The sequence below is a fragment of the Lolliginicoccus suaedae genome (genome assembly GCF_008312885.1).
Lineage (GTDB): Bacteria > Actinomycetota > Actinomycetes > Mycobacteriales > Mycobacteriaceae > Lolliginicoccus > Lolliginicoccus suaedae.
Window position 1 is genome coordinate 84,681 of the sequence record NZ_VSSO01000003.1, and the last position, 26,267, is coordinate 110,947.

Consider the following 26,267-nt stretch of genomic DNA (forward strand, 5'->3'; position numbering starts at 1 on the left):
GAACGGCGTGGTCCGCCCCCTCGCATCAGTTTTCGACTTACAATCGAAAACGTGAATGTCAATACTATCACCGCGCACGAAGTACTGGTAGCCGTGTTCCAGGTGCGCCCCAGCCCGGGGCATCCGGAGACGAGGCCATCGGCCGCGGCGCCCGAGCTGTGCGTCCTGCTCTGGCAGCGGGCGCTCCCCCCGATGCCTGGTGCGTGGTCGCTGCCCGGCGGCAGGCTCCGCGATGACGAGGACCTGCCCACCTCCGCCCGCCGCCAGCTTGCCGAGAAGGTCGACGTCCGCGAGCTCGCCCACCTCGAGCAGCTGTCCGTCTTCAGCGATCCGTGCCGCGTGCCCGGACGACGCGTGATCGCCTCGACGTTCCTCGGGCTCATCCCCTGCCAGTCCGAGCCCGAGCTTCCGGCCGACACCAGCTGGCATCCCGTCGCGCGCTTGCCCGGGATGGCGTTCGACCACCGCATCGTGGTCGATCACGCGCGCAGCAGGCTCGCCGCCAAGCTGTCCTACACCAATATCGGGTTCGCCCTCGCGCCCGGCGAGTTCACCATCTCCACGCTCCGCACCATCTACAGCGCGGCCCTCGGCTACCCCGTGGATGCGACCAACCTGCAGCGCGTCCTCGGTCGGCGCGGCGTGATCACCCCCACCGGGACCACCGCGCGATCCGGGCGCACGGGCGGGCGTCCCGCTGCCCTCTACCGCTACGCCGACACCGACTTCCGGGTCACCGATGAGTTCGCGGCGCTTCGACCGCCCTCCTAGCCAGCGGGTGAATCACAGCGCGCGCGATCGAGCCAGCGGTACCGTGGGAACGTCGCGGCAATGATGCGGCGCGGCAGCAATGCGGCGTCCCCGACGACAACCCCGATCGCGAGGACCGATGTTGAACGAGTTCACTGGTTTCCCCGTCGCCGCGCTGGACTTCTACGAGGACCTCGAGGCCGACAACTCGAAACAGTTCTGGGCGTCGAGCAAGCACATCTATGACGAAGCCGTGAAACGGCCGATGCTCGCGATGCTCGGCCTCCTCGAGGAGGAGTTCGGCCCAGCGAAGCTCTTCCGGCCCTACCGGGACGTGCGCTTCTCGCGGGACAAAGCCCCGTACAAGACGCACCAGGGGGCGTACGTGGGCTCGGGCCAGAGCGCCGGCTGGTACGTCCAGATCGACGCGGCGGGAATCTTCATCGGTGCTGGCTTCTACGGTGGATCCGCCACCGAGATCGCCGCATACCGGCGCGCCGTCGACGATGCCACGACTGGACCAGAGCTCGAGACGATCATCGGCAGCCTGCGCGCGGACTACGAGATCGGCGGGGAACAGCTCAAGACCAAGCCACGCGGCTTCGCGCCGGACCACCCGCGGATCGCGCTGCTACGGCATAAATCGATCACAGTCGGTCAGCGTCATGTATCCCCGGCATGGCTGAGCACCCCCGAAGCACTCGACCGCGTCCGCGGGACATGGCGGGAGCTACGGCCCCTCGTCGAGTGGCTCACCCGCAACACCGGGCACGCTGATCACGCGCGCACGTGATCGCGTCGGCGCTGCGACCGCGCCTCCACACCAAGACCGGGATCATCGCTCATCCCCGCCGCGATGAAATACACGAACACCGCGACCATCGGCTGGATGAGCAGCGCCTGCCACAGTGACATCTCCGGGGGCACCGATACCAGTGTCAGATCCTCGAGGGGCACGGCATCCTGGCTCCGCAGGCCCGCGAGCAGTGTGCCCAGGCTCGCGGTGATCCATGCGCCGAGGCCCGCCGTCGCCGCCAGCATCACCACCGCGAGCGGACCACGCGCAGCAACGACCAGCCACGCCCCGACGCCCAGCACGATCCCCGCGATCACGGAGATGCCGGCGAAGTACATCACGGCGTCGAAGACGGTAGTGCTCTCGCCCGGAAGGGTCGCCGTGCCCTGATCCGCGACGACCGTCGGCACCGACGGCGCCACCACGGCCCACACGGCGGCCGAGCCGAGACCAACGATCACGCCCAGGAAGAGGATTCGTGCCACGGTCCCACGGTACGCGAGCTGGCGAGATTTTCGCGCGCGAGCACCACTAGGAGCGGCCTTCGCCCCCCTCGTCCCGGGAAACCACCGAGCGCGCCACGATGGACCGCGCGAGCGCGCGGCCCGCCTCGTCCACCATTTCCCCGTCCAGCATGATCGCCCCGCGCGCGCCGCCCTCGAGAGAGGTGGCCGTCTCGTATGCGTCGAGCAGGCGCTGCGCCCGCTCGAGCTCCTCCCCGGAGGGCGTGAACGCCGCGTTCCCGCGCTCGATCTGCGAGGGATGGATGACCCACTTGCCGTCATAGCCCAGTGCCGCGGTCCGCCGCGCCGCCCGATCGAACGCCTCGGGATCACCGATATCGACGAACGGCCCATCGATGGCCTGCAAGCCGTGGGCCCGGGCCGCGATGAGGATGCTCATCAGCGCGTGATGGTAGGCATCACCAGGCGCGTAGCCCGGCGGCTGGTCACCGACCCTCAAGGTCCGGATCCCCAGGCTGGCCATCAGGTCCGCCGGGCCGAGGACCAGGGACACCAGCCGAGGGCTGGCGGCAGCGATCTCGTCGACCCTCCGCAGCGCGGCCGCGGACTCGATCTGCGCCTCGATGCCGATGCGGCCGGGCGGCAGCCCATGCAAGGCCTCGAGCTGATCGAGCAGCAGGGACAGCGCGTGGACGTGGCCAGGGTGATCCGCCTTGGGCAGCACCAGAGCGTCGACCTCGCTGCCCGCCCCCGCCACGATGTCGATGACATCCCGATGCGTCCAGGGCGTCGTCCAGGCGTTGACGCGCACCGTCCGCGCGCGGCCGCCCCAGCTGCCCGACACCAGCGCCTCGACCACCTGGCCGCGCGCGGACTCCTTCGCGCCCTGCGCCACAGCATCCTCGAGGTCCAGCAGGACCGCATCGCACGGGAGGGCCCGCGCCTTGTCGATCATCCGCGGATTGCTACCCGGAACAGCAAGAATGGTGCGCCGAGCGGATCGTTCCTTGGTCATCCCGCGCCTCCTTGGCGGCTCATCCCCGCCGACGTTTCCTGAGAGTTTCCGCGCCACTGCTCCAATACCACCCATTCGGCACGCGAGCGGTTGCAACAAGACTGTAAAGTAAGTCACGTTTTGACGACGAAGGTGAGGAACCAGCCAGTGCCGAAGCTTCCCCGCACCCGGTCACGGTCGACGCAACCGGGCCACAACCCCACCAGCATTCTCGCGCTGGCCGCACTGCTCCCCGTGGGATTGTTCGGCATCGCCGCAGGCTCGGACCTCGAGCATGCCGATACCGTCGCTGAGCAGGCGCAGGCCACTGCCCTCGCTGATGTAGCGATCCGCCATGCCGCGACATCCACGAACGAGGCCGCCGTCGTGGGCATCGTGACCCCGGAACTGCGCACCCCGCCACCACTGCGCAGCGCGCGCTCCATCGCTGTCGACGATGCCGCCCGAGCGGCCGGGATCGATCCCGACGAGGCGCTTACCCAGCTAGACCATGCCATCGGCTCCGCGCTGGAGAACGTCGCGGTCAACCTCGGCGCGTTCTCCGTGCCCGCAGTGATGGTCGACGCCTACAAGCGCGCCGCTGCGAACATGGTGGATACCCGTCCCGGCTGCGGGCTATCCTGGACGCTGCTCGGGGGCATCGGCCGGGTCGAGTCCGGCCATGCCAGCAACGGCGCCGTCGACATCAATGGCCGCACGCTGCGCCCCATCCTTGGTCCTCGCCTCGACGGCACCACACCAAACACCGCCACCATCCGCGACACCGATGGTGGCCAGATCGACGGTGATGACCAGTTCGACCGGGCCATCGGAGCGATGCAGTTCATCCCCAGCACGTGGGCGATGTACGCCTCGGACGGCAACGGCGATGGCACCTCCGATCCCCACAATGTCTACGACGCGACCCTCGCCGCAGCGAAGTACCTGTGCGATGCCGGCGGTGACCTCACTGTCCCGGCGAACCAGGAGCGGGCGATCCTGCGGTACAACCAGTCCCGCAGCTACCTGCACAATGTCCGCAACTGGGCCACTGCCTACGCCACCGGGGTGCTCCCCACGCCGACCGACCTTCCCCCGGCCGGCATCCTGCCCTGGGAGCTTCCCGCCCCCGGCGCTCCCGGCAGCGACACCGATGAATCGGCGCGCACCCTCGCCGCGGAGCTCCTCGCCCAGCGCGAGGGCGAAGGCCTCGAGACCGATGCGGCCGAGGAAGCGACCGAGCCCGAGGCGCCCCGCACACCGCTCGACGATCTCGCCGAGCTGCTGCCGCCGCCGCCGACCCTGCCGTGCGTGATCTTCTGCCCGCCGCCCGGCCAGCCGGCTCCCGCGCCCGAGCAGCCTGCACCCGCTCCCTCCCCGGAGCAACCAGCCCCGGCACCGAGCGGCCCGCCGCCGATCGTCATCCCTGGCGTGGGCGAGATCCAGCTGCCCTTCTAGAACCCGGCCCCTCCCACGCGCTGACCTGGCAACAAGGCCTGCTCGTGGGAGGGATTCGTGGCCTGCTCGCCGCAGGGCCTATGATCGACAGTGATGTCCGCACCAAGTGAGTCAGCCATCCGGTCCGCGCTCGCGCGCGTCCAGGATCCAGAGATACGCAAGCCCATCACCGAGCTAGGCATGGTGAAGAGCATCGACATCGCCGACAATGGCGACGTCGACATCGCCATCTACCTGACGGTGTCGGGATGCCCGATGCGCACCGAGATCCATGATCGGGTGCAGGCCGCAGCGGCCGACGTGCCCGGAGCGGGCGCCGTCACCGTCACCCTCGATGTGATGAATGACGAGCAGCGCACCGAGCTCCGCACCAAGCTTCGTGGTGACTCGAACGAGCCTGTCATCCCGTTCGCGCAACCCGGCTCGCTCACCCGCGTCTTCGCGGTGGCGTCCGGCAAGGGCGGTGTCGGCAAGTCCAGCGTGACCGTGAACCTCGCGGCCTCGCTCGCCGCTCGCGGGCTGAGCGTCGGCGTGCTCGATGCCGACATCTACGGCCACTCGATCCCCCGCATGCTCGGCACCGATGCCAAGCCCACGCAGGTGGACCGGATGATCCTGCCGCCTATCTCGCACGAGGTGAAGCTGATCTCCATCGCGCAATTCACCACGGGCAACGTTCCCGTGGTGTGGCGCGGCCCCATGCTGCACCGCGCGCTGCAGCAGTTCCTCGCCGACGTGTTCTGGGGCGATCTCGACATCCTGCTCCTCGACCTACCGCCCGGCACCGGTGATATCGCCATCTCGGTGGCGCAGCTGATCCCCACCGCGGAGATCCTCGTGGTCACCACGCCGCAGCAGGCAGCGGCCGAGGTCGCTGAGCGTGCCGGTGCGATCGCCCTGCAGACCCGCCAGCGCGTCGCCGGTGTCATCGAGAACATGTCCTGGCTCGAGCTGCCCGACGGCACCCGCATGGACATCTTCGGCGAGGGCGGCGGCGCAGTGGTCGCGGATCGCCTCACCAAGTCGATCGGTGCGGACGTTCCACTGCTCGGCCAGGTCCCGCTCGACCCGACCGTCCGCGAGGGCGGCGACGCGGGCATGCCGATCGTGCTGTCCAACCCGGAATCCCCGGCCGCGCAAGCCTTGACGGCCATCGCCGACAAGCTCGCGGTGCGGCAACGCGGCCTCGCCGGGATGTCACTGGGCATCGACACCACGCGCCACCTGCGCTAGCACTGGACCGCAGTCGGCCGTGCGGCTGGCGGGGCCAGGGGCTTCTGGCGGGGCTAGCCCAAGGTTCATAGCGGCAAACGCGATAGAAGCTGCGGAGAATCCGGGGCAGCTTCTATCGCGTTTGGCCGTTTCCGGTGCTTTTGGCCCTAGCGGCGAGCGTCGGCCACCCGAGCGGCGAGCGCGAGCCACCCAGCGTCGCTCACGCTGGCCTCGCCCCAGCGAACCCACGGCGCCAGGCGCTATGAGCGGCCTAGTTGTTGACGAAGAATGACACGACCGACAGGATCACGAGCAGCGAGATAAGGACCGCCCAGACGATCATGATCTTGTCGGGTCCACCATCGTTCATCGTTGTCCTCCTTCGTCCTCGAGCAGGCTAGGTGGCGTCCTCGAGCAGGCTAGGTGGCGTCCTCGAGCAGGCTAGGTGGCGTCGGGATCGATGGGGGGCTTCTCGTCCATTCCCAGCGGCGCGCGCTCCGGGTTGAGGTGCGGGCGGCCCGGATTGGCTCCGCTGCCGCTCGAGCCGGTACCGCCGCGACCAGGCTGATCATCAAAATTGCCGGTGAAGAACGAATCATCCCCGTCGAGCAGGTGCCTCGTCACCACCGATCGCGGATTCATCCCCCGGAGCTTCTGCAGCTCGGAGAGCGGCTTGCGGAACTCGTCGAGATCGGCGCCGAACTCATCCTGGAGCTGCTTGCTGGCTCCGCTGACGTAGTCGCGGGCCTGCCGGGCAGTCCGGCCAAGCCACATGGCGGCGCCGGGCAGGCGCTCGGGCCCGAGGATGACAAGCGCGGCGACCATGAGAACAAAGATCTCGCCCCAACCGATGTTGCTGAACACGCCATTAGACTACGTTGATTCGCCGTCGGCGGCACAGTGTCGGCCCGCGCATCGTCGCGGTGTCGCACGGCGCATGCGCCGCAACTCGTTCAGGACAGGTTGCGGGGGGTCACCTGGATCTGGATGGGGCGGCCCTGTCGCCGCACCTCCAGCGTCACGGATTCGCCGACGGGAAGCTCGCCGATCGCCACCGTGAGCTCGTCGCTGCCGAACACCTCGCGGTCCCCGACCTTGGTCACCACATCCCCCTCGCGCAGGCCTGCCTCCTCCGCTGGGCTGCCGGCGGCGACATTGGCGATCTGGGCTCCCGCCACCGCTTCGTTGACGACAGTGCGCGCGGTGACGCCGATGCCGGGGTGGTCGACGCGGCCATTCTGGATGAGTTCCTGCACGATGCGCGCCGCGGTATCCGAGGGGATGGCGAAGCCGAGCCCGATGGAGCCACCGGTGCTCGACTGGATGGCGGTGTTGATGCCGATGATCCGGCCGGCGAGATCGACGAGGGGGCCGCCAGAGTTGCCCGGGTTGATCGAGGCGTCGGTCTGGATGGCATCGATGACCCCATCAGTGTCGCTGCCAGGGCCGGACAGCGGCACCGCCCGGTTGAGGGCACTGACGATGCCGGTGGTGACGGTGCGGTCGAGGCCGAGGGGCGCGCCGATGGCGATCACTTCCTCACCGACCTGCACCTCGTTGGACATGCCGAACTCGGCCACGGTCAGGTTGTCGGCGTCGGTGCGCAGCACCGCTAGGTCCGTGCGGGTATCGCGGCCGACGATGGTGGCGCTGGCCCGGGATCCGTCGAAGAACAGCAGCTCGATCTCGGCATCGGAGTTGCGCGCCCCGATCGAGATGACGTGGTTGTTGGTGACGATGTAGCCGGCCTCATCGATGATGACGCCGGAACCCGTGGTGGCCTGGTTGCCGACGCGGACGCGGATCGACACGACCGCGGGCGTAACGGCGCGGGCCACCTCGACGACCTCTCCGCGAGGCGCATCGCCGTCCTCGCCCGCTACCTGCGCGACGGTGACCTCGGTGCTGGTCCGCGATTCGTAGACCTCGGCGGTGACGCGGCCGATGAGGCCACCAGCGACTCCGATCAGGACGGCCACGAGGCCGAGGGTCGCGAGAGCCCGCCACGAGACACGCCCACCGAGCAGGACCTCCCGGGTCGTCAGCGGGGGCAACGCGGTCGTGGGCGTCGCGGCGGCGGGCCCGGCGGTTTCCTCTACCGGGCCGCCGAGGGTGACCGGAGCCGCAGGATCCCGCCATGGGTCCGCGGGCGCGGCTTCGGGCTGCGGGGAGCGTTGCGCATCACGGGGATCGCGCTGCAGCACATCGCTCGACCCGGCTGGGCGCCCGAACGCCTCGGCGAGGATGGGATCGGGCTCGCGAACGGTGATCCGTGGATCGTTGCCGGCCTCATGGCGGCTGTCGCTAGCGAAGGGGCCATCGATGCCCGGTGGCCGACCGAACGCGCGGGAGGTCGCGGCATCGATCGAGGGTCGCTGGATGGGCCGGGGCTCGAGGCGTGGCGGCCCTGTGGGGTCTTCGTGGTTCACGGGCGCTTCCGGCGTCGCTTCCTCTGCGGGCTCGGCGCCGCTACCGGGAACCCGGGCGCGGCGCCCTGATCGTTCGTGGGGATCCGGGCGAGCGCGCTCAGCAGCGAGGCAGGCGCTCCTACCGGATCAGCGCGGCGCAGCGCGGCACGGGCCTGGCCCTGCGCGTTGATCTGCTCGCGGCACTCGCAGCATTGCGCGATGTGAGCGCTGGCCCGCAGGTGCGGGCCCATCGCGAGCTCGCCGTCGACGTACGCGGCGACCGCTTCCGGCGACAAGTGCTCGGTGGAGGGGAATGTCCGGCGCGGACCGGCGGGCAGGAATCGCTCATCGAGGTTTCCTGGTGCTGGCTGCGCGCGGGACACGCTGTCGCGGTCCTCAGTGCCATGCGGGAAGATGCTCCACGCGCCGAAAGCCGCGAACCGCCATCCGCCGCCACCTCGTCCCGACACCATCGTCACACCTCCCCTGCTGCGTATCTGACCGGTTTCCACGCTACGCCACTTGCGCGAGAGGCGGCGCGCTTGACGAGTCTACCGGGGCCGGCGCGGGGGCGCGGGTGGCCGTGCCAGATCCCGCGCGCGAGCTCGAACCGGCCTGCTCAGCGGACCGCATGGCCCGGCGTGGCATGCTCGATGCCTCCGGAGCCGAGCACTCCCATGCGCTCGAGGCTATCGCGCAGCGCCTGCCGGCCGCGGTGGATGCGGCTGCGCACCGTGCCGAGCTTGACGCCGAGCGTCGCGGCTATCTCCTCGTAGGACAGTCCCTCGATATCGCACAGGACCACCGCGGCGCGGTACTCCGGGGCGAGGGAATCCAGGGCGCGCTGGACGTGCGGGTCGAGGTGGGTGTCGTGATAGACCTGCTGCGGGTCCGGAGTATCGGACGGTACCCGGTCATAGTCCTCGGGCAACGCTTCCATCCGGATCCGGCTGCGGCGCCGCACCATATCGAGGAACAGGTTCGTGGTGATGCGATGCAGCCAGCCCTCGAACACGCCGGGCTGGTACGACGACAAGGACTTGAAGACCCGGATGAAGGTCTCCTGCGTCAGGTCCTCGGCATCGTGCGCGTTGCCGGACAAGCGATAGGCCAGGCGGTAGACGCGATCCGCGTGCTCACGGACGATCTCGTCCCAGCTGGGCAGCGGAACAGCACCGTCACTCGTATCGAACGCGGCGGTCCCGTTCATCGTCGTCATCGCGGCATCATTACTGGTCGCGTCACCGCTGGACTGCAATGACTCGCGTGTTTCTGGTCCCGAGAACCACATCAAGCCTCGTGCCGCCTCCCCGTCAAGACTCCTGCTGATACATCCACTTCGTGGCAACACCGTGGGGAGCAAGAACATTCCCCCCCAGCTATCGTTCGGCAGGTACGCCATACCGGTACTTCCGTGCATCTCTACTGTCGCTGATCCGAGTGTGCCGGTACTATGATCACGCTGAGTTTCTGCTGAGAATGCCAGGGACGCCATAGAGCGCCTTCCGCGTGCCTCACGCCAAAGCGCCCCAGTGGAAGGATAACCTCGCAGTTGTGCTTGCCAATGCCGACCTGATGCTTTCCCATTCCGAGACCTCCGTGGCGGAGGACGATACGTTCCGCGCCGCCCGCGAGTTCTCCGACGATCTTGGTGCCCGGGCGGTCACGCCCGCTACCGGTGCCCTGCTCGCCTTCCTCGCCCGGCTCGCCTCCGCCCGCGCGGTGGTGGAGATCGGCACCGGAGCCGGGGTGAGCGGCCTCTACCTGCTGCGCGGGATGGCGCAGGACGGTGTCCTCACCACCATCGACACCGACACCGAGCACCTGCGCGCCGCCCGCCGGGCATTCCGGGATGCGGGAGTGGCTACCACCCGTACCCGGCTGATCAACGGCCGCGCCCTCGAGGTGCTTCCCCGCCTCGCCGACGGCGCCTACGACCTCATCTTCGTCGATGCGAACGTCATCGATCAGCCGTCCTATGTCGCAGCGAGCACGCGACTGCTCCGGCAGGGCGGAGTCCTCATCATCAACGCGGCCCTGCTCGGCGGACGGGCCAGCGATCACAGCCAGCAGGACCAGGCGGCCCTCAGCGCGCGCGAGGCCACGGCAATGATCACCGAGGATGAGTCGCTGACCGAGCTGATCGTGCCACTGGGCGAAGGCGTGCTCTGCGCGATCCGCTCCTGAGCACGCGGATCCGGCGGCCTAGACCCACACTCCCTTGCCGACCGAGACGACACCGCCAGCGCTGACCGCGAAGCGCTCGCGGTCCTGCTCGGGATCGACACCGATCATCGCGCCCTCCCCGACGACCACGTTCTTGTCGAGGATGGCATGCCGCACGATCGCACCACGGCCGATTCGCGCACCAGGCATGATCACGCTGCCCTCCACCGTCGCTCCCGCATCGACGAGCACATTGGAGCTGATCACCGAATGGCGGACCACCGCGCCCGAGATGACGCTGCCCGCGCCCACCACGGACTCCTGCGCGAGACCACCCTCGATGAACTTGGCGGGCGCGAGGTTCTCCACAGCCCCGCGAATGGGCCACTTGCGGTTGTAGAGGTTGAATACCGGCTGCGGCGATACTAGATCCATGTGCGCCTCGTAGAAGGCGTCGATCGTGCCGACGTCGCGCCAGTAGCCGCGGTCGCGCTCCGTGGCACCCGGCACGTGATTGTCGTCGAAGTCATAGACGCTGGCCTCCCCGCGCGCGACCAGCATGGGGATGATGTCGCCACCCATGTCGTGATCGGAGTCCTGGTTTGCCGCGTCCTCCCGCAGTGCCTCCACCAGTGCTTTGGTAGTGAACACGTAGTTGCCCATGGAGGCGAACGTTACCTCGGGGTCATCGGCGGTGCCGGGCGGGTCGGAGGGCTTCTCGAGGAACTGGGTGATCCTGCCGTTCTCGTCGGCGTCGATGCAGCCGAAAGCGGTGGCCTCCTGGCGGGGCACCCGGATCCCCGCGACCGTCGCGCCCGCCCCGGACTCGATGTGCTGCTCGACCATCTGCTGCGGATCCATCCGGTACACATGGTCGGCACCGAACACGACGATGTACTCGGGGTCCTCATCGACGATGAGGTTCATGGATTGGAAGATCGCATCGGCGCTGCCGGTGTACCAGCGCGGCCCGAGCCGCTGCTGGGCCGGGACCGGGGTGATGTACTCGCCCGCGAGGCCAGAGAGCCGCCAGCTCTGCGAGATGTGGCGATCGAGCGAGTGTGACTTGTACTGGGTGAGCACGCAGATCTTCAGGTATCCGGCGTTGACGAGGTTGCTGAGCACGAAGTCGATCAGCCGGTAGGCGCCCCCGAAGGGAACCGCGGGCTTGGCCCGGTCCGCGGTCAGGGGGTGGAGGCGCTTGCCCTCCCCGCCGGCGAGCACGATCCCGAGTACGTGTGGCTGACTCCTCACGGTTCTCAACCTATCGTTGACAGGCCCCGGCGGCTAGCCGAATGGCCGTGCCTGGCTCCGCGGTTCGCTCCCCGGCGAGCTCGCCAGCTGGTACTCGGTGATGTCCACTGACAGGGTCAGGGGCATTCTGGTGGTGGCTTCCACTGCCGCGAACGCCGACTCGACGGCACGGGCACGCTGATCCCGGTCGAGATGCCAGGCCGTGGGGCCCATGGCGAGCACCCGTTCCGCCTCGTCCTTCGTCACCTCGATGGTGGCCCGCACATGATGGTTCTCTCGCTGGACGAAGCTCTCCCCCACGGTCGCGGCGAGCCGCTCGCCCTTGCGCTCGTCGACGCTGAGCACGCCCTCGATGCGCGCGAGCTCCGCGAGGTGGTGCGCGGCGGGCGTCGCGATCAGCCAGGTCCCCCCGGGCCGGAGGATGCGGGCGATCTCGGCGGCGTTGCGCGGCGCGAAGACGGTCAGGGCGACGTCCGCGCATTGGTCAGCGAGCGGGAGGCCCGACCACACGTCGGCGATGATTGCCCCAGCGCGAGGGTGGGCGCGACCTAGGCGCCGGGCGGCGGGCTTGGACACGTCGATGCCGATGCCCAGACCAGCGGGAAGATGCTCGAGAGCGGCTGCGAGGTAGTTGCCGATGCCCGCGCCGATGTCGACGATCAGCGGATCCCGCCGGCTCTGGCATGCCCGGGCAGCGATCCCCGCGATGGCCTGCTCGATCACTCGATAATGGCCGCGGGCGAACAGTTCCTCCCGCGCGGCGATCATGCCCGCGTCGTCCCCCTGGATGGGATTGCGGCCTCCTCGCAGCAGCGACACGTAGCCTTGCCGCGCGATATCGAAGGAATGCCCACGGTCGCATCGCAACGACTGCTCCGCCCGCTGCAGCGGCATGGCGCATTGCGGGCAGCGCAGCCATTCGACGATGCGATCGATCATGGGGACGCGAGCTGCTCGATGACCGTGGCGAGCGTCCGCGCCGCGAAGCCCGACGCCACCGGATTCACCTCGTCGTAGGCCTCGTCGGCGCGCGCGGGGCCAGCGATATCGAGATGCGCCCACGGGACGTCGCTGACGAACTCGCGCAGGAACAGGGCCGCAGTGATCGCGCCCGGGCCCGCGGGTGCCTGCCGGACATCAGCGATCGATGATTCGACAGCATCGCGGTACTCGGCCGACAGTGGCAGCCGCCACCACTTCTCCCCCACGGTGGCCCCGGCCCGCGCGATGCGCTGCGCGAGGTCGTCGGACTCCGTGAGGACGGCACCAGTACGCATGCCGAGGGCGATCTTCATGGCACCGGTGAGCGTGGCGGCGTCGATGATGAGATCGGGCTCGAGGGTGGCGACGGCATAGGCGAGAGCGTCCGCGAGGACCATCCGGCCCTCCGCATCAGTATTGGTGACCTCCGAGGTTATGCCCCCGTAGTGGGTGACGACGTCGCCCGGCCGGTAGGCGCTGCCAGACAACATGTTCTCCGCCGAGGGCAGCAGCGCGGTGACCGCGATCGGAAGGCCGAGCTCCGCGATGGCCGCCATCGCGCCGGCCACTGCCGCGGCTCCAGCCATGTCGGTCTTCATCAGGTGCATGTTCGCCGCCGGCTTGACCGAGATTCCGCCGGTATCGAAAGTGATGCCCTTGCCGACGAGCACCACATGAGCGCTCGCCCCGGCGGGCCGCCAACGGATCTCGGTGAGGCGGGGCGGCTCGCATGACCCGCCGCCGACGGCGAGGACCCCGCCGAACCCGTGCTGGCGCAGCCAGTTCTCGTCCCTGATCGTGACTTCGAGGCCTGGAGGGAGGGCCTGCTCGATCATTCGCGCGAGGACGCGCGGCGGCTTGAGGTTGGAGGGCATCGTCGCGAGATCCCGGGCGAGCGCGGTTCCGCGGGCGAGCGCCTCCGCGTGCCGGATCGTCGCGCTGACATCCTCATCATGCTGCAGGATGACCTGGCACAGCGGCGATGTCGGCGTGCTCGCAAGCGTCAGCTCATGGGAACCAGCGACGATGCCGATCGTCAGGGCGTGAACGTCGCCCTCGGTCGTGCCGGGCGGCAGCTCGACAGCCACGACATCGATGCCGAGCTCCGCTCCCCACTCCCGGCCCGCCCGGGCGAGAGCCGCACCGGCCGCGCGCCATCGCCTGCCGCTATCCTCGTCGTCGGTCGGCTCATCTACCCGCACCGTCCACCGCGTGCCGTCCCGCGCATCGATCTCGACCGGGCACCGCCATCGCGACGCCCCACGATCAGCGATGACCGCGCGGGCAACATTGGGGCTCGACTCGGAAAGATCCTCGTGCCCCTGCCGGACAGCGGTCAGTCTGGTGGGTATCGCGGGATGGGGCATGTGGCTCCTTGCGGTGCAGGGGCGAGCCCCGCGCTGCCACGGCCGAAGGTCGTCGGCCCGCACGGGGCTCGAATCGTACAGAGGTCGCCCGGTTGCCCGGGCCGGACGGGGAATGCTCCGCCGCCCTCGCGCGCTAGCCCGTGACGTCCTTCAGCGCATCGCCGAGATCAGCGGCTTCCTGCGGAGTGAGTTCCACGACGAGGCGCCCTCCCCCCTCGAGCGGCACGCGCATCACGATGCCGCGGCCCTCCTTGGTTGCCTCGAGAGGACCGTCACCAGTCCGGGGCTTCATCGCCGCCATCTCTGCTCCCTCCAAAACTCGTGCCTGCCCCAGCGGATCCGGGGCTGCCGATGCCAGGCATCTCAGTCTAGTCCGCGCGACGGCAGACCGTCCCATCCACCCACAAGGGGCGGCACGCCAAGCAGCACGTTCCGATTATCCCCCGCGACACGCTCGAACACCGGCCACGACACCAGTTTCCGCGTATCCACGGGCCCGGGCGATCCGCCCCTAGCCCCTCCCGGTTGTCCGCTCAAGGTCGCGCACCTGCTCGCGGAGCTCATCGATCTCGCGCGCGAGCCTGTCGAGCACCCAATCGACCTCGGCAGCCTTGTAGCCACGCAGCACCTGCTGGAACCGTACTGCCTGCACGTCCGCCCCGGTCACTTCGTCACGAGGCAGCCAGGTGGGGGTGGTTCCCGGTGCTACCGGTGGTACATCCTCGCCCCGCCCGAATGCCAGCGCGGCGAGGACGAACAGCACCACCGCCACCCCGACGATGCCCAGGACATACAGCAGCAACGTGATCATGCCCGCTTGCGCTCCTCCTCGAGCACGCCGCTCGCGAGCCCGGTGAGCGGCGGGCGGTCCTCGAGCTGCACCGGCTCGGTGCGCGAGCGCAGGCCCTCGGGGGACGGCATGTACTGGGTGAGTGGCGTTCCCGAGTCCGCGATGCCGAGCCGATCCAGCGCTGTCGCGAGGATCTGGCGGCTCATGAAGCCGAGGTCGCTCAGTGGCCGGTTGCGATGCTGCCTGACACCCAGGTTGACCTGCGCGATCCCTGGCATGCCGTGGCGCTGGTACGCATCGAGCAGGATGCCGATCTCCACGCCGTAGCCGGGCGCGAACGGGATGGCGGCCAGCAGGTCACGGGTTCCGGCGTACTCGCCGCCGAGCGGCTGGAAGACCGCGGCGAGCTCCGGGCGCAGCGCCGTCAGCAGGGGGCGCGCCACCAGCTCGGTGACCCGGCCGCCGCCGTGCTCGTCCACCCCGGAGCCATCGTTGAGGGGCCGGCGGTAGTAGCCCTTGACGAGTTCCACGCCGTGGCGCATCAGCAGCGGGCCGACCAGGCCGGGGACGAACATGGGATCGGGATCGATCAGGTCCGAGTCAACGAAAACGATGAGATCGCCCCGGCTCGCTGCCACGCCGCGCCACAGCGCCTCGCCCTTGCCCGCGACCGGCACGATCCCCGGCAATGCCTCCTCGCGGCTGATGACTGTCGCGCCAGCGGCTCGTGCCCGGGCTGCCGTGGCATCGGTGCAGCCGGAGTCCAGCACGATCAGCTCATCGACGAGCGATCCGAGGAGCGGTGTGATCGAGCGGACCACCGAGCCCACGGTGGCTTCCTCGTCGAGGGCGGGCAGCACGACCGAGATGGTGCGTCCCCGCTTGGCGGCCACTAGTTCGGGGATCGACCATGGGATGGAGTCCCAGCTATGGGTGCGCAGCCATTCGTGGCGCAGGGGGGTGATGGTCACGCCAGTCCCCTCACCGTGCGGGCGGGCTGCCTCGTGCCTGCGATCGCGGCGACCATGTCGAGCACGCGGCGGGTCTGCGCCACCTCATGCACCCGGAACACCCGGGCGCCGGACCATGCGGCTATAGCTGTCGCGGCCAACGTGCCCTCCAATCGCTCCGTGAGGCTCGCATCCAGGGTTTCACCAATGAAATCCTTGTTGCTGAGCGCCATCAATACAGGCCATGGAGTCTTCACGAGAACGTCTAGCCGACGCAACAAAGCGAGGCCGTGGAAGGTGTTCTTGCCGAAATCGTGCGTCGGATCGATGAGGATGCCGTCCGGTCGCACCCCCGCTGCGCTCGCCCGCTGCGCTGCCTGCTGCAGCTCCTCGGCCACCTCGGCGACGATATCGCGGTAGCGCACGCGGTGCGGCCTCGTTCGCGGCTGTGCCCCGCCGGTGTGGGAGCAGACGATGCCCGCGCCGTGCTCCGCAGCGACATGCACCAGGCCTGGATCATGCCCGGCCCAGGTGTCGTTGATCAGGTCGGCACCGGCCCCGCATGCCTCGCGCGCGACCTCCGACCGCCAGGTGTCGACGCTGATGATGATTCCCGGGTGGGCAGCCCGCACGGCCTCGACGAAGGGCACCACGCGCCGCCGTTCCTCCGTTGCATCGACGAGCGAACCGGGACCAGCCTTGACGCCACCGATGTCGATGATGTCCGCGCCCTCCTCGACCGCGCGATCCACCAGGCTCATCGCGGCGTCGTCGCGGAAATGGGCGCCACGGTCGTAGAACGAGTCGGGCGTGCGGTTGACGATCGCCATGACCAGGGCCCGATCCGCGGCCACGGGCCGGCCACACAGCGTCGACGCCTCACCGGTTTGCATGCTTCCATCGTGGCACGATCTCTCCCACGCATGCCGTACCGGCAGGTGAACAGCTATCCGCAGCGGTCCAGAGCCTCCCCGAGAGAACGGACGCGTGAGATCCGCGCGAGCGCGGCGTCCCCGACGAAGCCGCTCGGGCGCAGCGACTCCAGCCAGTCGAAGAACCCGTCGTAGTGACCGCCCGGGTCGAGGATGACCACGGGCTTGTCATGCATGCCGAGATAGCCCGCCGTCCATGCCTCGGTGAACTCCTCGAGCGTGCCAATGCCGCCCGGAAGCACCAGGAAGGCATCCGCGCGCTGCTCCATGTGCTTCTTGCGCTGGCGCATCGTGTCGGTGACGATCAGCTCATCGGCCTCGGTATCGGCGACCTCGCGATGCACCAGCGCCTTCGGGATGACACCCACTGTCCAGGCGCCTGCCGCCCGCGCCGCCGTGGCGACGGCACCCATCATCGACACGTTGCCGCCTCCCGAGACGAGGCCCCAGCCGCGATCTCCGAGCGCCTCACCGACCTCGGAAGCAAGCTGCAGGTGCTCCTCGGGCACCGGGCCCGAGGCGCAATACACCGCGACCATGCGCTGGCCCCGCGCCCCGCTCACGGCACCGGCCTATCCGCTGCGCGCGGGGCAGATCCATCCGCTGCGCGCGGGGCGGGCACGTTCGCGGCGCGCGGGGCGGCGAGGGCCTCATGGATGTGGTCCTGCGCCGCATCGATGATCGCGATCGCCTCGGCGACGCTGTCGGTGACGTGGATCAGGGCCACGTCGTGGGGCGAGATCTTGCCGTTCTCGAGCAGCTGGTCCTTGATCCACTGCACCAGGCCGCCCCAGAAGCGCGTGCCGAACAGGATGATCGGGAACCTCGTGACCTTGCGGGTCTGCACCAGCGTCAGAGCCTCGAACAGCTCGTCGAGCGTGCCGAAGCCGCCCGGCAGGCAGATGAAGGCTTGCGCGTACTTGACGAACATCGTCTTGCGGACGAAGAAGTAGCGGAAATCGATGCCGAGGTCCACCCAGTCGTTGAGGCCCTGCTCGAACGGCAGCTCGATGCCCAGCCCGACCGAGAGCCCCCCTGCCTCGCTCGCGCCCTTGTTGGCGCCCTCCATCACGCCCGGGCCGCCACCGGTGATCACGGCATAGCCGGCGGCGGCGAGCGCTGCACCGATCTGGCGGGCTGACTCGTACTCGCCGGTTCCTGGCGCGGTGCGCGCCGAGCCGAACACGGATACGGCGCGGGGCATCTCGGCGAGCGCGCCGAAGCCCTCGACGAACTCGGCCTGGATGCGCATCACTCGCCACGGATCGGTGTGCACCCAGTCGCTGGGGCCTCGCTGATCGAGGAGTCGCTGGTCGGTCGTGGAGTCGTCGCAGTCGATGTCGCGGCGCAGCCGGACGGGCCCGCGCTGCTGGTCCCAGGTGTGGCGGGGGTGGTGTGCGTCGTCTCGCGTGTCGTCGGGCGCCATGCGGCGAGAGTATCGGGACGCCCGGCAACGCTCGACGGCGGGGACCCGTCAGTGGCTGGGACCGGAGCGCTCGAGGTGGGCGATGAGGGCGAGCAGGTGGCGGCGCAGCTCGCTCTGATCGTCGAGGCCCGCGATCAGCCGCGGGTCGCTGCGTTCCTGCTGCACGACCGCTTGGTACCGCTGCCGCCCGGTCTCGGTGATGCGCACCTGGGTGCGGCGCTGGTCGGCGGCGTCGCGGTGGCGGGTGATGCAGCCGAGCTCGGCGAGCCTGTCGAGCGTGCGGCTCATGGTCTGGTCGGTGACGCGGCAGCGGCGCGCGATCTCGCGCTGGTACTGCGGCTCATCGGCCAAGCAGTGCAGCGCGATGAGCCCGGCATGGGTGAGGCCATGCTCGGCGAGCACCTGCTCCCAGGCGTGCTCGAGGCGGCGCGCGGCGACGGAGAGCAGCCGACCAGTGGGCCAGTCAGCGAGATCGTCGTCGTTCATTCCGTTCCTCCCCGTGCATTGTTCAGCGTGCTGAACAATAATGTGATCATGGCGCTCACCGACACCCCCTCCCCAGAACCCCCCGGACCGGATTCGCCCCGCGCGCGCGGCCGCGCTCGGTGGCTTTTGCCCGCGCTTCTCCTCATCGGCTGGCTCGCGCTCGGCGGAGTCGCTGGTCCCTTCGCGGGCAAGCTTAGCGAGGTGCAGGTCAACGATTCCGCATCCTTCCTGCCTGCGTCCGCCGAATCCACCGAGGTCCAGCAGCTCCAGGCCCTGTTCACCAACAACGAGGCCCTGCCCGCGATCATTATCGCCGAGCGCTCCAGCGGCATCACTGCCGAGGACACCGCCTTCCTCCAGGAAACCACTGCTGGAGCCGCTGGGCAGCCCGGCTACGCCGCTCCCCCCTCGCCCCCGATCCCCTCTCAGGACGGCGAGGCATTGCAGGTGATCGTGCCCCTCGACACCAGCATCGACGTCGCCGACACCGTCGAGCAGCTACGCGACAACCTTGCCCGCGCGCCCGATGGCCTCACCGTCCTCGTCACCGGCCCCGGCGGGCAAGCCGCCGACCTCGGCGAGGCGTTCGCTGGCATCGATGGCCTGCTGCTCGGCGTCGCCGCCATCGTCGTCATCATCATCCTCGTCGTCGTCTACCGCAGCCCGCTGCTGCCCTTCATCGTGGTCACCAGCGCCATCCTCGCGCTGAGCCTCGCCAGCTTCCTCGTCTACCTGCTCGCGGATGCCGGGACGCTCACCCTCAACGGGCAGAGCCAGGGCATCCTGTTCATCCTCGTCTTCGGCGCCGCGACCGACTACGCGCTGCTGCTCGTCGCCCGCTACCGGGAGGAGCTGCACCACCACGAGGACCGGTTCGCCGCGATGGCCCGGGCCTGGAAGGCCGCGCTGCCGCCGATCGCCGCGTCCGCGGGCACCGTCATCGCTGGCGTTCTCTGCCTGCTGCTTTCCGATCTCAACTCCAACCGCGGCCTCGGGCCCGTTGCCGCTCTGGGCATCGTCGCCTCGTTCGTCGCGACCATGACGTTCCTCGCCGCTGTCCTCGCCCTGCTCGGGCGTTCGGCGTTCTGGCCCTACCGGCCACGCCTCGAGCCCACGAGCGCCGCTGGCGGAAGCGATGAGTCCCGGTCGGTGTGGGCGAAGCTGGCCCGCCGGATCGAAGCTCGCCCGCGCCGCTACTGGGTCGTGCCGCTGATCGGCCTGCTCGCGCTCGCCGCGTTCCTGCCCACCCTGCGCGCCGATGGCGTGGCGCAATCGGACTTCTTCCTGCTTCCCGTGGACTCGCAGCAGGGCCAGGAGGTGCTCGAGCAGCACTTCGACGCGGGAACCGGATCCCCGGTCATCATCATCGCCAATGCCGAGGCCTTCGATCCGGTTCTCGCCGCCACCCGCATCGACGGCATCTCCGACGCCTCCGCGACCACCGACCCCGCGACCGGCCAGCCGATGGTCCGCGACGGGCTCGTGCGGATCGAGGCCACCCTCATCGACGCGGCGGATTCCGCGGCGGCCGAGAGCACGGTCCGTGACCTGCGCTCCGAGCTCGGGCAGGTCGACGGCGCGGACACGCTCGTCGGAGGGCAGACAGCACTGCAGCTCGACACCAACGACACCTCCGCCCGCGATCGCACCGTCATCATCCCGATGGTGATCCTCGTGGTGTTCGTCATCCTCGCGCTGCTGCTGCGCTCGCTGCTCACCCCGTTGTTCCTGATGGCCACGGTGGTGCTGTCCTTCGCCGCCACGCTCGGCGCGAGCGCGCTGGTGTTCAACCACGTGCTCGGCTTCCCGGGAGCCGACCCCGCCATCCCGCTGTTCGCGTTCGTGTTCCTCGTCGCGCTCGGCATCGACTACAACATCTTCCTCATGACCCGGGCGCGGGAGGAGGCAGGACGCATCGGCACCCGGGACGGCGTGCTGCGCGCGCTCGTCGTCACCGGCGGCGTCATCACCTCAGCTGGCATCGTGCTCGCCGCGACGTTCGCCGCGCTCTCGGTGATCCCCTTGCTGTTCCTCGCGCAGATCGCGTTCATCGTCGCGTTCGGCGTGCTGCTCGACGCGCTGATCGTGCGCTCGCTGCTCGTGCCCGCCGTGGTGCGCGAGGCCGGGCCGCGGATCTGGTGGCCGGGCTCCCCGGACCGGCACGAGGGCGGCCGTCACCGCTACGAGGAGGGCAGCGACAAGGTGACGGTGGATCAGCTGCTCAAGTAGGCCCGCAGCGTCTCGCACACATCCGTGATCTGGTGCACCGGCACATGCTCGTCGCGCCGGTGCGCCAGGTTCGGGTCCCCGGGTCCCAGGTTCACCGCGGGCACGCCGCGCGCGGCGAACCGGGACACATCGGTCCAGCCGTACTTGGCGCGCACCGAGCCCGCCGCCCGCACCAGCTCAGCCGCAGCAGGATTGGACAAGCCAGGCAGCGCGCCCGGGGACATGTCGGTGAGCGTCCATTCCAGGTCGATGCCGTCGAACACCTCGCGCACATGGTCGAGGGCCTGCTCGCCGGAGCGGTCCGGGGCGAACCGGAAGTTCACATCCACCGACGCCGCATCGGGCACGACGTTGCCGGCGACGCCACCGTCGATGCGCACGGCCGACAAGCCCTCGCGGTAGACACAGCCATCGATGTCGACCGACCGGGGCTCGTAGGCCGCGAGCCGCTCCAGCACCGGGGCGAGGCGATGGATGGCGTTCTCCCCCATCCAGGCGCGCGCGGTGTGCGAGCGCGTGCCCGTGGCGGCGAGATTGACCCGCAGCGTGCCCTGGCAGCCAGCCTCGATCACCCCGGCCGTGGGCTCACCGAGGATCGCCACATCCGCCTCGAGCCATTCCGGCATGTCCCGCTCGATCCGGGCGAGGCCATTGTGCTCGGCCGCGATCTCCTCGCAGTCGTAGAAGATCAGCGTCAGATCGAACCGCGGGTTCTCCAGCGTCGCGGCAAGATGCAGGAACACCGCATCGCCGGACTTCATGTCCACCGTGCCGCAGCCATGCAGGATGCCGCCTTCCCGTCGCGAGGGCACGTTGTCGGCGATGGGCACGGTATCGAGGTGCCCGGCGAGGATCACCCGCTGCGCCATGCCCCGGTTGGTGCGCGCGAGCACCACGTTGCCCGTGCGCTCGATCTCGAAGGCGGGAGCCTGCTCGCGCAGCGCGATCTCCACCATGTCCGTCAGTCGCTTCTCGTGGTGGGACTCGCTCGGGACGTCCACGAGGGCGGCGGTGAGATCGATCGGGTCTGCGCGCAAGTCGAGGCTCATTTTTCCAGGTTAATCACACGCCCCGGACCGCCTCGACCGTTTGCGGCGACAGTGCGCCATCTCTCACCCGCACGAGCCCGTGACCGGGGACCCGCCGGAATGTAACCTTTGTGCTCGTGAGTACTCCAGTGAAATCCTCCACCGGCGCCCAAGCGGTCGGCATCGCCAGCATCACCAACGACGGGGCCGTGCTCGACACCTGGTTCCCCGAACCGATGCTCGGTGATTTCGGCCCGGCAGGCACCGAGGTGCTCAACACGGCTGACACCCCTTCCGAGCTGATCGGCCTCGTCGGCGCCGATGACGACCGTGGCGTCCGCAAGGTCGCCGTGCGCACCACGCTCGCCAAGCTGAGCGACGCCCCCCTCGATCCCCATGACGTCTACCTGCGCCTGCATCTGCTGTCGCACTGCATGGTCGCACCGCACGGGCTGAGCCTCGACGGCCAGTTCGGCCTGCTCGCCAACGTCGTGTGGACCAACTACGGTCCCTGCGCGGTGGACGGCTTCGAGAAGGTGCGGGCGCTGCTGCGCCGCCACGGCCCCGTCACCGTCTACAGCATCGACAAGTTCCCCCGCATGGTCGACTACGTCGTGCCCCGCGGCGTGCGCATCGCCGACGCTGACCGCGTGCGCCTCGGCGCGCACCTCGCCCCCGGCACCACCGTGATGCACGAGGGGTTCGTCAACTTCAACGCCGGAACGCTCGGCTCCTCCATGGTCGAGGGCCGCATCTCCGCCGGCGTCGTGGTGGGCGACGGATCCGACGTCGGTGGTGGCGCCTCGATCATGGGCACCCTCTCCGGCGGCGGCAAGGAAACCATCGTCGTCGGCGAGCGCTGCCTGCTCGGGGCCAACGCCGGGCTCGGCATCTCCCTCGGCGATGATTGCGTCATCGAGGCCGGGCTCTACGTCACCGCGGGCACGAAGGTGACCGTGATCGCCGAGGGCCAGTCCACCACCGTCAAAGCGCGCGAGCTCAGTGGCCGCAACGGGCTGCTGTTCCGCCGCAATTCGGTCTCCGGCGCGGTCGAGGTCGTTCCCCGCGAGGGCACCGGCGTCGAGCTCAACGCCGCGCTGCACGCGAACGACTAGCCACCACCTGCCGCATCGCCCTGGCTTTTTTCCCAGGGCGATGCGTCCACGCAGAAAGCCCGCGCCCATGAGCACAGCATCGCCCGCCACCGAGTCCGGCAACCTCGGCCATGGGCTGAAGGTCCGCCACCTCACGATGATGGGCCTCGGCTCCGCCATCGGCGCGGGCCTGTTCCTCGGCACCGGCGCGGGCATCTCCACGGCGGGCCCGGGCATCCTTGTCTCCTACTGCATCGCCGGCTTCATCGTGATCCTGGTGATGCGCATGCTCGGCGAGATGGGCGCCGCGATCCCTGCGAGCGGATCGTTCTCCCACTACGCGCGCATCGGCATCGGTCCGGTCGCGGGATTCGTGATGGGCTGGCTGTACTGGTCGCTGCTCGTCATGGTCATCGGCGCGGAGATCACCGGCGCATCGGCGATCCTCCACTCGTGGCTGCCCGACGTGCCGCAATGGGCGATCGCAGCGGTGATCGTGGCCTTCTTCGCGGCGGTGAACCTCTCGAGCGTGGGCAACTTCGGCGAGTTCGAGTTCTGGTTCGCGCTGATCAAGGTTGCCGTCATCGTGGCGTTCCTCATCCTCGGCGCGGGACTCGTCCTCGGCCTGCTGCCTGGCACCGATCCTGTCGGCCTGGTCAACCTCACCGAGCACGGCGGATTCCTGCCCAACGGCATCGGGGGCATCGCGGCGGGCCTGCTGATCGTGGCGTTCGCGTTCGGCGGCATCGAGATCGTCACCATCGCCGCCGCCGAATCCCGCGACCCGGAGCGCAGCATCGGCTTCGCGGTGCGCAGCGTCATCTGGCGCATCAGCCTGTTCTACATCGGGTCCGTGGCCATCATGGTGCTGCTGCTGCCGTGGGACTCCGAGACCATCGCGCAGAGCCCGTTCGTCTCGGTGCTCAACCTCGCCAACATCCCGTACGTGGCCGGGTTCATGGAGTTCGTTGTGGTCGCGGCGCTGCTATCTGCCTACAACGCTCAGATGTACGCCACCTCGCGGATGGCATACTCGCTGTCGAGCCGCGGCGATGGCCCCCGCATCCTTACTCGCCTCACCCGCAACGACGTGCCCCTGTTCGCGATCCTGCTGTCGGTCTTCCTCAGCTTCATCAGCGTCGCGCTGATCTGGTGGCTGCCGGGCACCCTGCTCGGGATCCTGCTCAACGCCGTGGGCGCCTCGTTGCTGGTGATCTGGATCTTCATCGCGATCGCGCAGCTGCGCTTGCGCCGCCGGCTGGAGGCGCAGGGCCCGCTCGCCGTGCGCATGTGGCTGTTCCCGTACCTGACGTGGCTGGCGCTAGCGATGCTGGCAGGACTCATCGTCCTGATGCTCACCGATGCTGATGCCCGCGATCAGTTGATCTCCACAGCGATCTTCTGCCTGCTGCTCACCGCGCTCGGCATGCTCAACCACCGGCGGGCGCGCGCGGCATAGCTCGCTGGAAGGCGTGTTGCTGGGCACGCCGAGGCTGGATGTGGCGGTCGGGTTGCAGCTGCCATCCTTCGCGAGCACCTGCCACGGCTACGCACAGCTGCCACCGATATTTGGGTGGTCGCTAGCACTCAAGGGTGGTCAGAACCGGCCAAGGGTGGCAGGAGGCCGAAATCGCGGTGCCGGATTCCGCGCGGCCGGAGGCTCGCGACTAGCCCAGCCGCTTCTTCTGCACCTTGCCCATAGCATTGCGGGGAAGGCTGGGCACGATCCGCACCTCGCGGGGCCGCTTGTGCGCGGACACCCGCTGACCCACCCAATCGATCAGTTCGTCGGGGTCGGCGTCACTGCCCACGACGTGCGCGACGATGCGCTGCCCGAGGTCATCATCGGGCACGCCCACCACCGCGACCTCATCAACGGCAGGATGATCGAGCAGGATGTTCTCGATCTCGCCCGCTCCGATGCGGTAGCCGCCCGACTTGATGAGGTCGGTGGATTCGCGGCCCACGATGCGATGCGTCCCGTCCGGCTCGATGGCGGCGATGTCCCCGGTGACGAACCATCCTTCGCTGGTCCAGCTCGCTGCCGTGGCGGCCGCGTTGCCGAGATAGCCGTCGCCGAGCATGGGGCCGCGCACATGGAGCACCCCGATGCTGGCGCCGTCCCGGGGCAGCTCGTGACCGGCGCTATCGACGATGCGAGTGGACAGGCCCGGCAAGGGGGTGCCTACGTGACCGGGTCGCCGTGGCCCGGCCGCTCGCGCGCTGAGGGTAATCAGGGTCTCGGTCATGCCGTAGCGCTCGACGATCTCGTGGCCGCTGAGCTCCTTGATCGCCGCGAACACGGTGGCGGGCAGGGGCGCGCTGCCGGAGACGAGCAGGCGGGCGCTAGCGAGCGCGCGGGCGTGCTCGGGCTCGCCCGCGAGGCGATGCCACACGGTGGGAACGCCGAAGTAGAGGGTTCCGGCGGCCTCCGCATAGGCCTGCGGAGTGGGCCGGCCGGTGTGGATGAGGGGGCTGCCGATGCGCAGCGGGCCGATGAGGCCCAGGACGAGCCCGTGGACGTGGAACAGGGGCAGGCCATGCACCAGCGTGTCGCGGGCGGTCCAGCCCCAGGCATCGGCGAGCGCGTCGATCCCCGCAGCGATGGCGCGGCGGCTCAGGATGACACCCTTGGGCCGACCGGTGGTGCCCGAGGTGTAGATGATGAACGCGGTGCTGTGCGCGGCAGGCTCGGGATGATGGTGCCAGTCACGGGCGTGGACCCGCACAGGGATGCGCGGCAATCGCGCAGCGGCATCATGCTCGGGAGGGGTGCCGAGCCAGGCTTGCGCCCCGGAGTCGGTGAGCATGTGGGTGATCTCGTCCGGCCCGGCATCGGGCGGAACCGGCACCACAGTGACCCCGGCGGTCAGCGCGCCGACGACGGCCACGACCGTCTCGAGGCTTGGCCGGGCATGCACGGCGACGACCCGGGCACCGCGGATGCGCGGAACCACAGCAGACGCTGCACCCATCAGGGATTCGCGCGTGAAGGTGGTGCCGCCGATGGTGACCGCGGGCGAGACTGCCTCGCTAGCGGGCGAGGCATGAAGAGAAGCAAGCAGTGAGGGGGCCATCAGGGCCGGTCAGACATCGGAGAATCGTTGGGGCGGCTCGATGCCCAGTGCCGTGCAGGCACGCTCGATGTGGTCGAAGCCCTCGTTGATGACTTCCTCGGCCGCGTCGGCGGCTTCAGCGGTGGTGGCGACGTTGAGCATCACGCGCGCGTTGTCCAGGCTGTCCTTGGCCTGGGCCAGGTGCCCGGCAGCGACCTCATCATTGTCGGCGCGGATGGTATCGACGGCGAAGGCGAGCTGCAGGTATGCGCCGCGTGCTCGCGCCTTGGCCTCATCTGCCTCGCGGGTGACCTCGAGGTTCTTCAGGAACTTGCGGCCCGCTCCGAACGCCGCGACGCCCACGCCGACCGCGATCGGAACTAGTGGAATTGGCATCTGCGGTTCTCCTCTCACATTGGGCACGAC

The 26,267-nt window shown here is 69.2% G+C and carries 27 protein-coding genes; 8 read left to right on the top strand and 19 right to left on the bottom strand.

Going from position 1 to position 26,267, the window contains the following annotated elements; genetic code table 11:
- The first annotated feature begins 51 nt into the window (after positions 1 to 51).
- Entirely contained in the window at positions 52 to 771 is a 720-nt protein-coding gene (locus FXO18_RS09590; protein ID WP_149360903.1) for an NUDIX hydrolase, read from the top strand.
- 118 nt (positions 772 to 889) lie between these two features.
- Complete coding sequence (locus FXO18_RS09595; protein WP_149360904.1) at positions 890 to 1,543, top strand: DUF2461 domain-containing protein; 654 nt, start codon at positions 890 to 892, stop codon at positions 1,541 to 1,543.
- On the opposite strand, the gene FXO18_RS09600 is transcribed toward FXO18_RS09595, so the two are convergent.
- Together FXO18_RS09600 and FXO18_RS09605 are read right to left on the bottom strand one after the other, a co-directional pair.
- On the bottom strand, positions 1,528 to 2,031 hold the full coding sequence (locus FXO18_RS09600) for a DUF2567 domain-containing protein (protein WP_149360905.1): 504 nt from the start codon (positions 2,029 to 2,031) through the stop codon (positions 1,528 to 1,530). The two genes, FXO18_RS09595 and FXO18_RS09600, sit on opposite strands and share 16 nt — an antisense overlap.
- A gap of 46 nt (positions 2,032 to 2,077) precedes the next feature.
- The gene (locus FXO18_RS09605; protein WP_149360906.1) at positions 2,078 to 3,025 is read right to left on the bottom strand and encodes an HpcH/HpaI aldolase/citrate lyase family protein; all 948 of its coding nucleotides are present in this window, start codon (positions 3,023 to 3,025) and stop codon (positions 2,078 to 2,080) included.
- Positions 3,026 to 3,172: 147 nt separating this feature from the next.
- On the opposite strand from FXO18_RS09605, the gene FXO18_RS09610 reads away from it, so the two are divergent.
- Positions 3,173 to 4,462, top strand: a complete 1,290-nt coding sequence (locus FXO18_RS09610) for a lytic transglycosylase domain-containing protein (protein WP_149360907.1) — start codon at positions 3,173 to 3,175, stop codon at positions 4,460 to 4,462.
- Positions 4,463 to 4,555: 93 nt separating this feature from the next.
- Positions 4,556 to 5,695, top strand: a complete 1,140-nt coding sequence (locus FXO18_RS09615; protein ID WP_149360908.1) for an Mrp/NBP35 family ATP-binding protein — start codon at positions 4,556 to 4,558, stop codon at positions 5,693 to 5,695.
- 420 nt (positions 5,696 to 6,115) lie between these two features.
- Here the strand turns inward: FXO18_RS09615 and tatB are convergent, their stop codons facing one another.
- The 4 genes from tatB to sigE all read right to left on the bottom strand — a co-directional run bounded on the left by tatB (position 6,116) and on the right by sigE (position 9,373).
- Positions 6,116 to 6,538, bottom strand: a complete 423-nt coding sequence (gene tatB / locus FXO18_RS09620; protein WP_149360909.1) for a Sec-independent protein translocase protein TatB — start codon at positions 6,536 to 6,538, stop codon at positions 6,116 to 6,118.
- An 89-nt stretch (positions 6,539 to 6,627) separates the two neighbouring features.
- Complete coding sequence (locus tag FXO18_RS09625; RefSeq protein WP_149360910.1) at positions 6,628 to 8,103, bottom strand: S1C family serine protease; 1,476 nt, start codon at positions 8,101 to 8,103, stop codon at positions 6,628 to 6,630.
- Positions 8,100 to 8,555, bottom strand: coding sequence for a cupin domain-containing protein (locus tag FXO18_RS09630; RefSeq protein WP_235900584.1), 456 nt, complete (start codon positions 8,553 to 8,555; stop codon positions 8,100 to 8,102). Before FXO18_RS09630 ends, FXO18_RS09625 begins: the two co-directional genes overlap by 4 nt.
- 146 nt (positions 8,556 to 8,701) lie before the next feature.
- Positions 8,702 to 9,373 carry an RNA polymerase sigma factor SigE gene (gene sigE / locus FXO18_RS09635; RefSeq protein ID WP_149360911.1) on the bottom strand — a complete coding sequence of 224 codons (672 nt, stop codon included), beginning with the start codon at positions 9,371 to 9,373 and terminating at the stop codon, positions 8,702 to 8,704.
- Positions 9,374 to 9,657: 284 nt separating this feature from the next.
- On the opposite strand from sigE, the gene FXO18_RS09640 reads away from it, so the two are divergent.
- Positions 9,658 to 10,269, top strand: a complete 612-nt coding sequence (locus FXO18_RS09640; RefSeq protein ID WP_187774330.1) for an O-methyltransferase — start codon at positions 9,658 to 9,660, stop codon at positions 10,267 to 10,269.
- An 18-nt stretch (positions 10,270 to 10,287) separates the two neighbouring features.
- On the opposite strand, the gene glgC is transcribed toward FXO18_RS09640, so the two are convergent.
- The 10 genes from glgC to FXO18_RS09690 all read right to left on the bottom strand — a co-directional run bounded on the left by glgC (position 10,288) and on the right by FXO18_RS09690 (position 18,434).
- Entirely contained in the window at positions 10,288 to 11,502 is a 1,215-nt protein-coding gene (gene glgC, locus FXO18_RS09645) for a glucose-1-phosphate adenylyltransferase (protein WP_149360913.1), read from the bottom strand.
- A gap of 33 nt (positions 11,503 to 11,535) precedes the next feature.
- On the bottom strand, positions 11,536 to 12,441 hold the full coding sequence (locus FXO18_RS09650) for a putative RNA methyltransferase (protein ID WP_149360914.1): 906 nt from the start codon (positions 12,439 to 12,441) through the stop codon (positions 11,536 to 11,538).
- On the bottom strand, positions 12,438 to 13,850 hold the full coding sequence (locus FXO18_RS09655) for a leucyl aminopeptidase family protein (RefSeq protein WP_149360915.1): 1,413 nt from the start codon (positions 13,848 to 13,850) through the stop codon (positions 12,438 to 12,440). The genes FXO18_RS09650 and FXO18_RS09655 overlap by 4 nt, the downstream gene beginning before the upstream one ends.
- A gap of 133 nt (positions 13,851 to 13,983) precedes the next feature.
- Positions 13,984 to 14,151 (bottom strand): DUF3117 domain-containing protein, encoded by a 168-nt coding sequence (locus FXO18_RS09660; RefSeq protein ID WP_149360916.1) that lies wholly within the window; start codon positions 14,149 to 14,151, stop codon positions 13,984 to 13,986.
- A 210-nt stretch (positions 14,152 to 14,361) separates the two neighbouring features.
- Positions 14,362 to 14,661, bottom strand: coding sequence for a DivIVA domain-containing protein (locus tag FXO18_RS09665; protein WP_149360917.1), 300 nt, complete (start codon positions 14,659 to 14,661; stop codon positions 14,362 to 14,364).
- Complete coding sequence (locus FXO18_RS09670; RefSeq protein WP_149360918.1) at positions 14,658 to 15,611, bottom strand: glucosyl-3-phosphoglycerate synthase; 954 nt, start codon at positions 15,609 to 15,611, stop codon at positions 14,658 to 14,660. Before FXO18_RS09670 ends, FXO18_RS09665 begins: the two co-directional genes overlap by 4 nt.
- Entirely contained in the window at positions 15,608 to 16,483 is an 876-nt protein-coding gene (folP, locus tag FXO18_RS09675; protein ID WP_149360919.1) for a dihydropteroate synthase, read from the bottom strand. Before folP ends, FXO18_RS09670 begins: the two co-directional genes overlap by 4 nt.
- 53 nt (positions 16,484 to 16,536) lie before the next feature.
- On the bottom strand, positions 16,537 to 17,061 hold the full coding sequence (locus FXO18_RS09680; RefSeq protein ID WP_149361281.1) for an LOG family protein: 525 nt from the start codon (positions 17,059 to 17,061) through the stop codon (positions 16,537 to 16,539).
- 20 nt (positions 17,062 to 17,081) lie between these two features.
- Positions 17,082 to 17,948 carry an LOG family protein gene (locus FXO18_RS09685; protein ID WP_149360920.1) on the bottom strand — a complete coding sequence of 289 codons (867 nt, stop codon included), beginning with the start codon at positions 17,946 to 17,948 and terminating at the stop codon, positions 17,082 to 17,084.
- A 48-nt stretch (positions 17,949 to 17,996) separates the two neighbouring features.
- Positions 17,997 to 18,434 carry a MarR family winged helix-turn-helix transcriptional regulator gene (locus tag FXO18_RS09690; protein WP_149360921.1) on the bottom strand — a complete coding sequence of 146 codons (438 nt, stop codon included), beginning with the start codon at positions 18,432 to 18,434 and terminating at the stop codon, positions 17,997 to 17,999.
- Between the two features lie 48 nt (positions 18,435 to 18,482).
- Here FXO18_RS09690 and FXO18_RS09695 point away from each other — a divergent pair, with 48 nt between their 5' ends.
- A complete protein-coding gene (locus tag FXO18_RS09695; RefSeq protein WP_149360922.1) occupies positions 18,483 to 20,663 on the top strand; it encodes an MMPL family transporter in 2,181 nt (726 codons plus the stop codon).
- On the opposite strand, the gene dapE is transcribed toward FXO18_RS09695, so the two are convergent.
- Complete coding sequence (gene dapE / locus FXO18_RS09700) at positions 20,648 to 21,712, bottom strand: succinyl-diaminopimelate desuccinylase (RefSeq protein WP_149360923.1); 1,065 nt, start codon at positions 21,710 to 21,712, stop codon at positions 20,648 to 20,650. The two genes, FXO18_RS09695 and dapE, sit on opposite strands and share 16 nt — an antisense overlap.
- A gap of 116 nt (positions 21,713 to 21,828) precedes the next feature.
- Between dapE and dapD the strand changes: the two genes are divergently transcribed.
- Positions 21,829 to 22,806 (top strand): 2,3,4,5-tetrahydropyridine-2,6-dicarboxylate N-succinyltransferase, encoded by a 978-nt coding sequence (dapD, locus tag FXO18_RS09705; RefSeq protein WP_187774290.1) that lies wholly within the window; start codon positions 21,829 to 21,831, stop codon positions 22,804 to 22,806.
- 67 nt (positions 22,807 to 22,873) lie between these two features.
- Positions 22,874 to 24,244, top strand: coding sequence for an amino acid permease (locus FXO18_RS09710; protein WP_149360924.1), 1,371 nt, complete (start codon positions 22,874 to 22,876; stop codon positions 24,242 to 24,244).
- A gap of 208 nt (positions 24,245 to 24,452) precedes the next feature.
- Here the strand turns inward: FXO18_RS09710 and FXO18_RS09715 are convergent, their stop codons facing one another.
- Together FXO18_RS09715 and FXO18_RS09720 are read right to left on the bottom strand one after the other, a co-directional pair.
- Positions 24,453 to 25,862, bottom strand: a complete 1,410-nt coding sequence (locus FXO18_RS09715; RefSeq protein ID WP_149360925.1) for an acyl-CoA synthetase — start codon at positions 25,860 to 25,862, stop codon at positions 24,453 to 24,455.
- Between the two features lie 9 nt (positions 25,863 to 25,871).
- Complete coding sequence (locus tag FXO18_RS09720) at positions 25,872 to 26,237, bottom strand: hypothetical protein (protein ID WP_149360926.1); 366 nt, start codon at positions 26,235 to 26,237, stop codon at positions 25,872 to 25,874.
- Positions 26,238 to 26,267 lie beyond the last annotated feature (30 nt).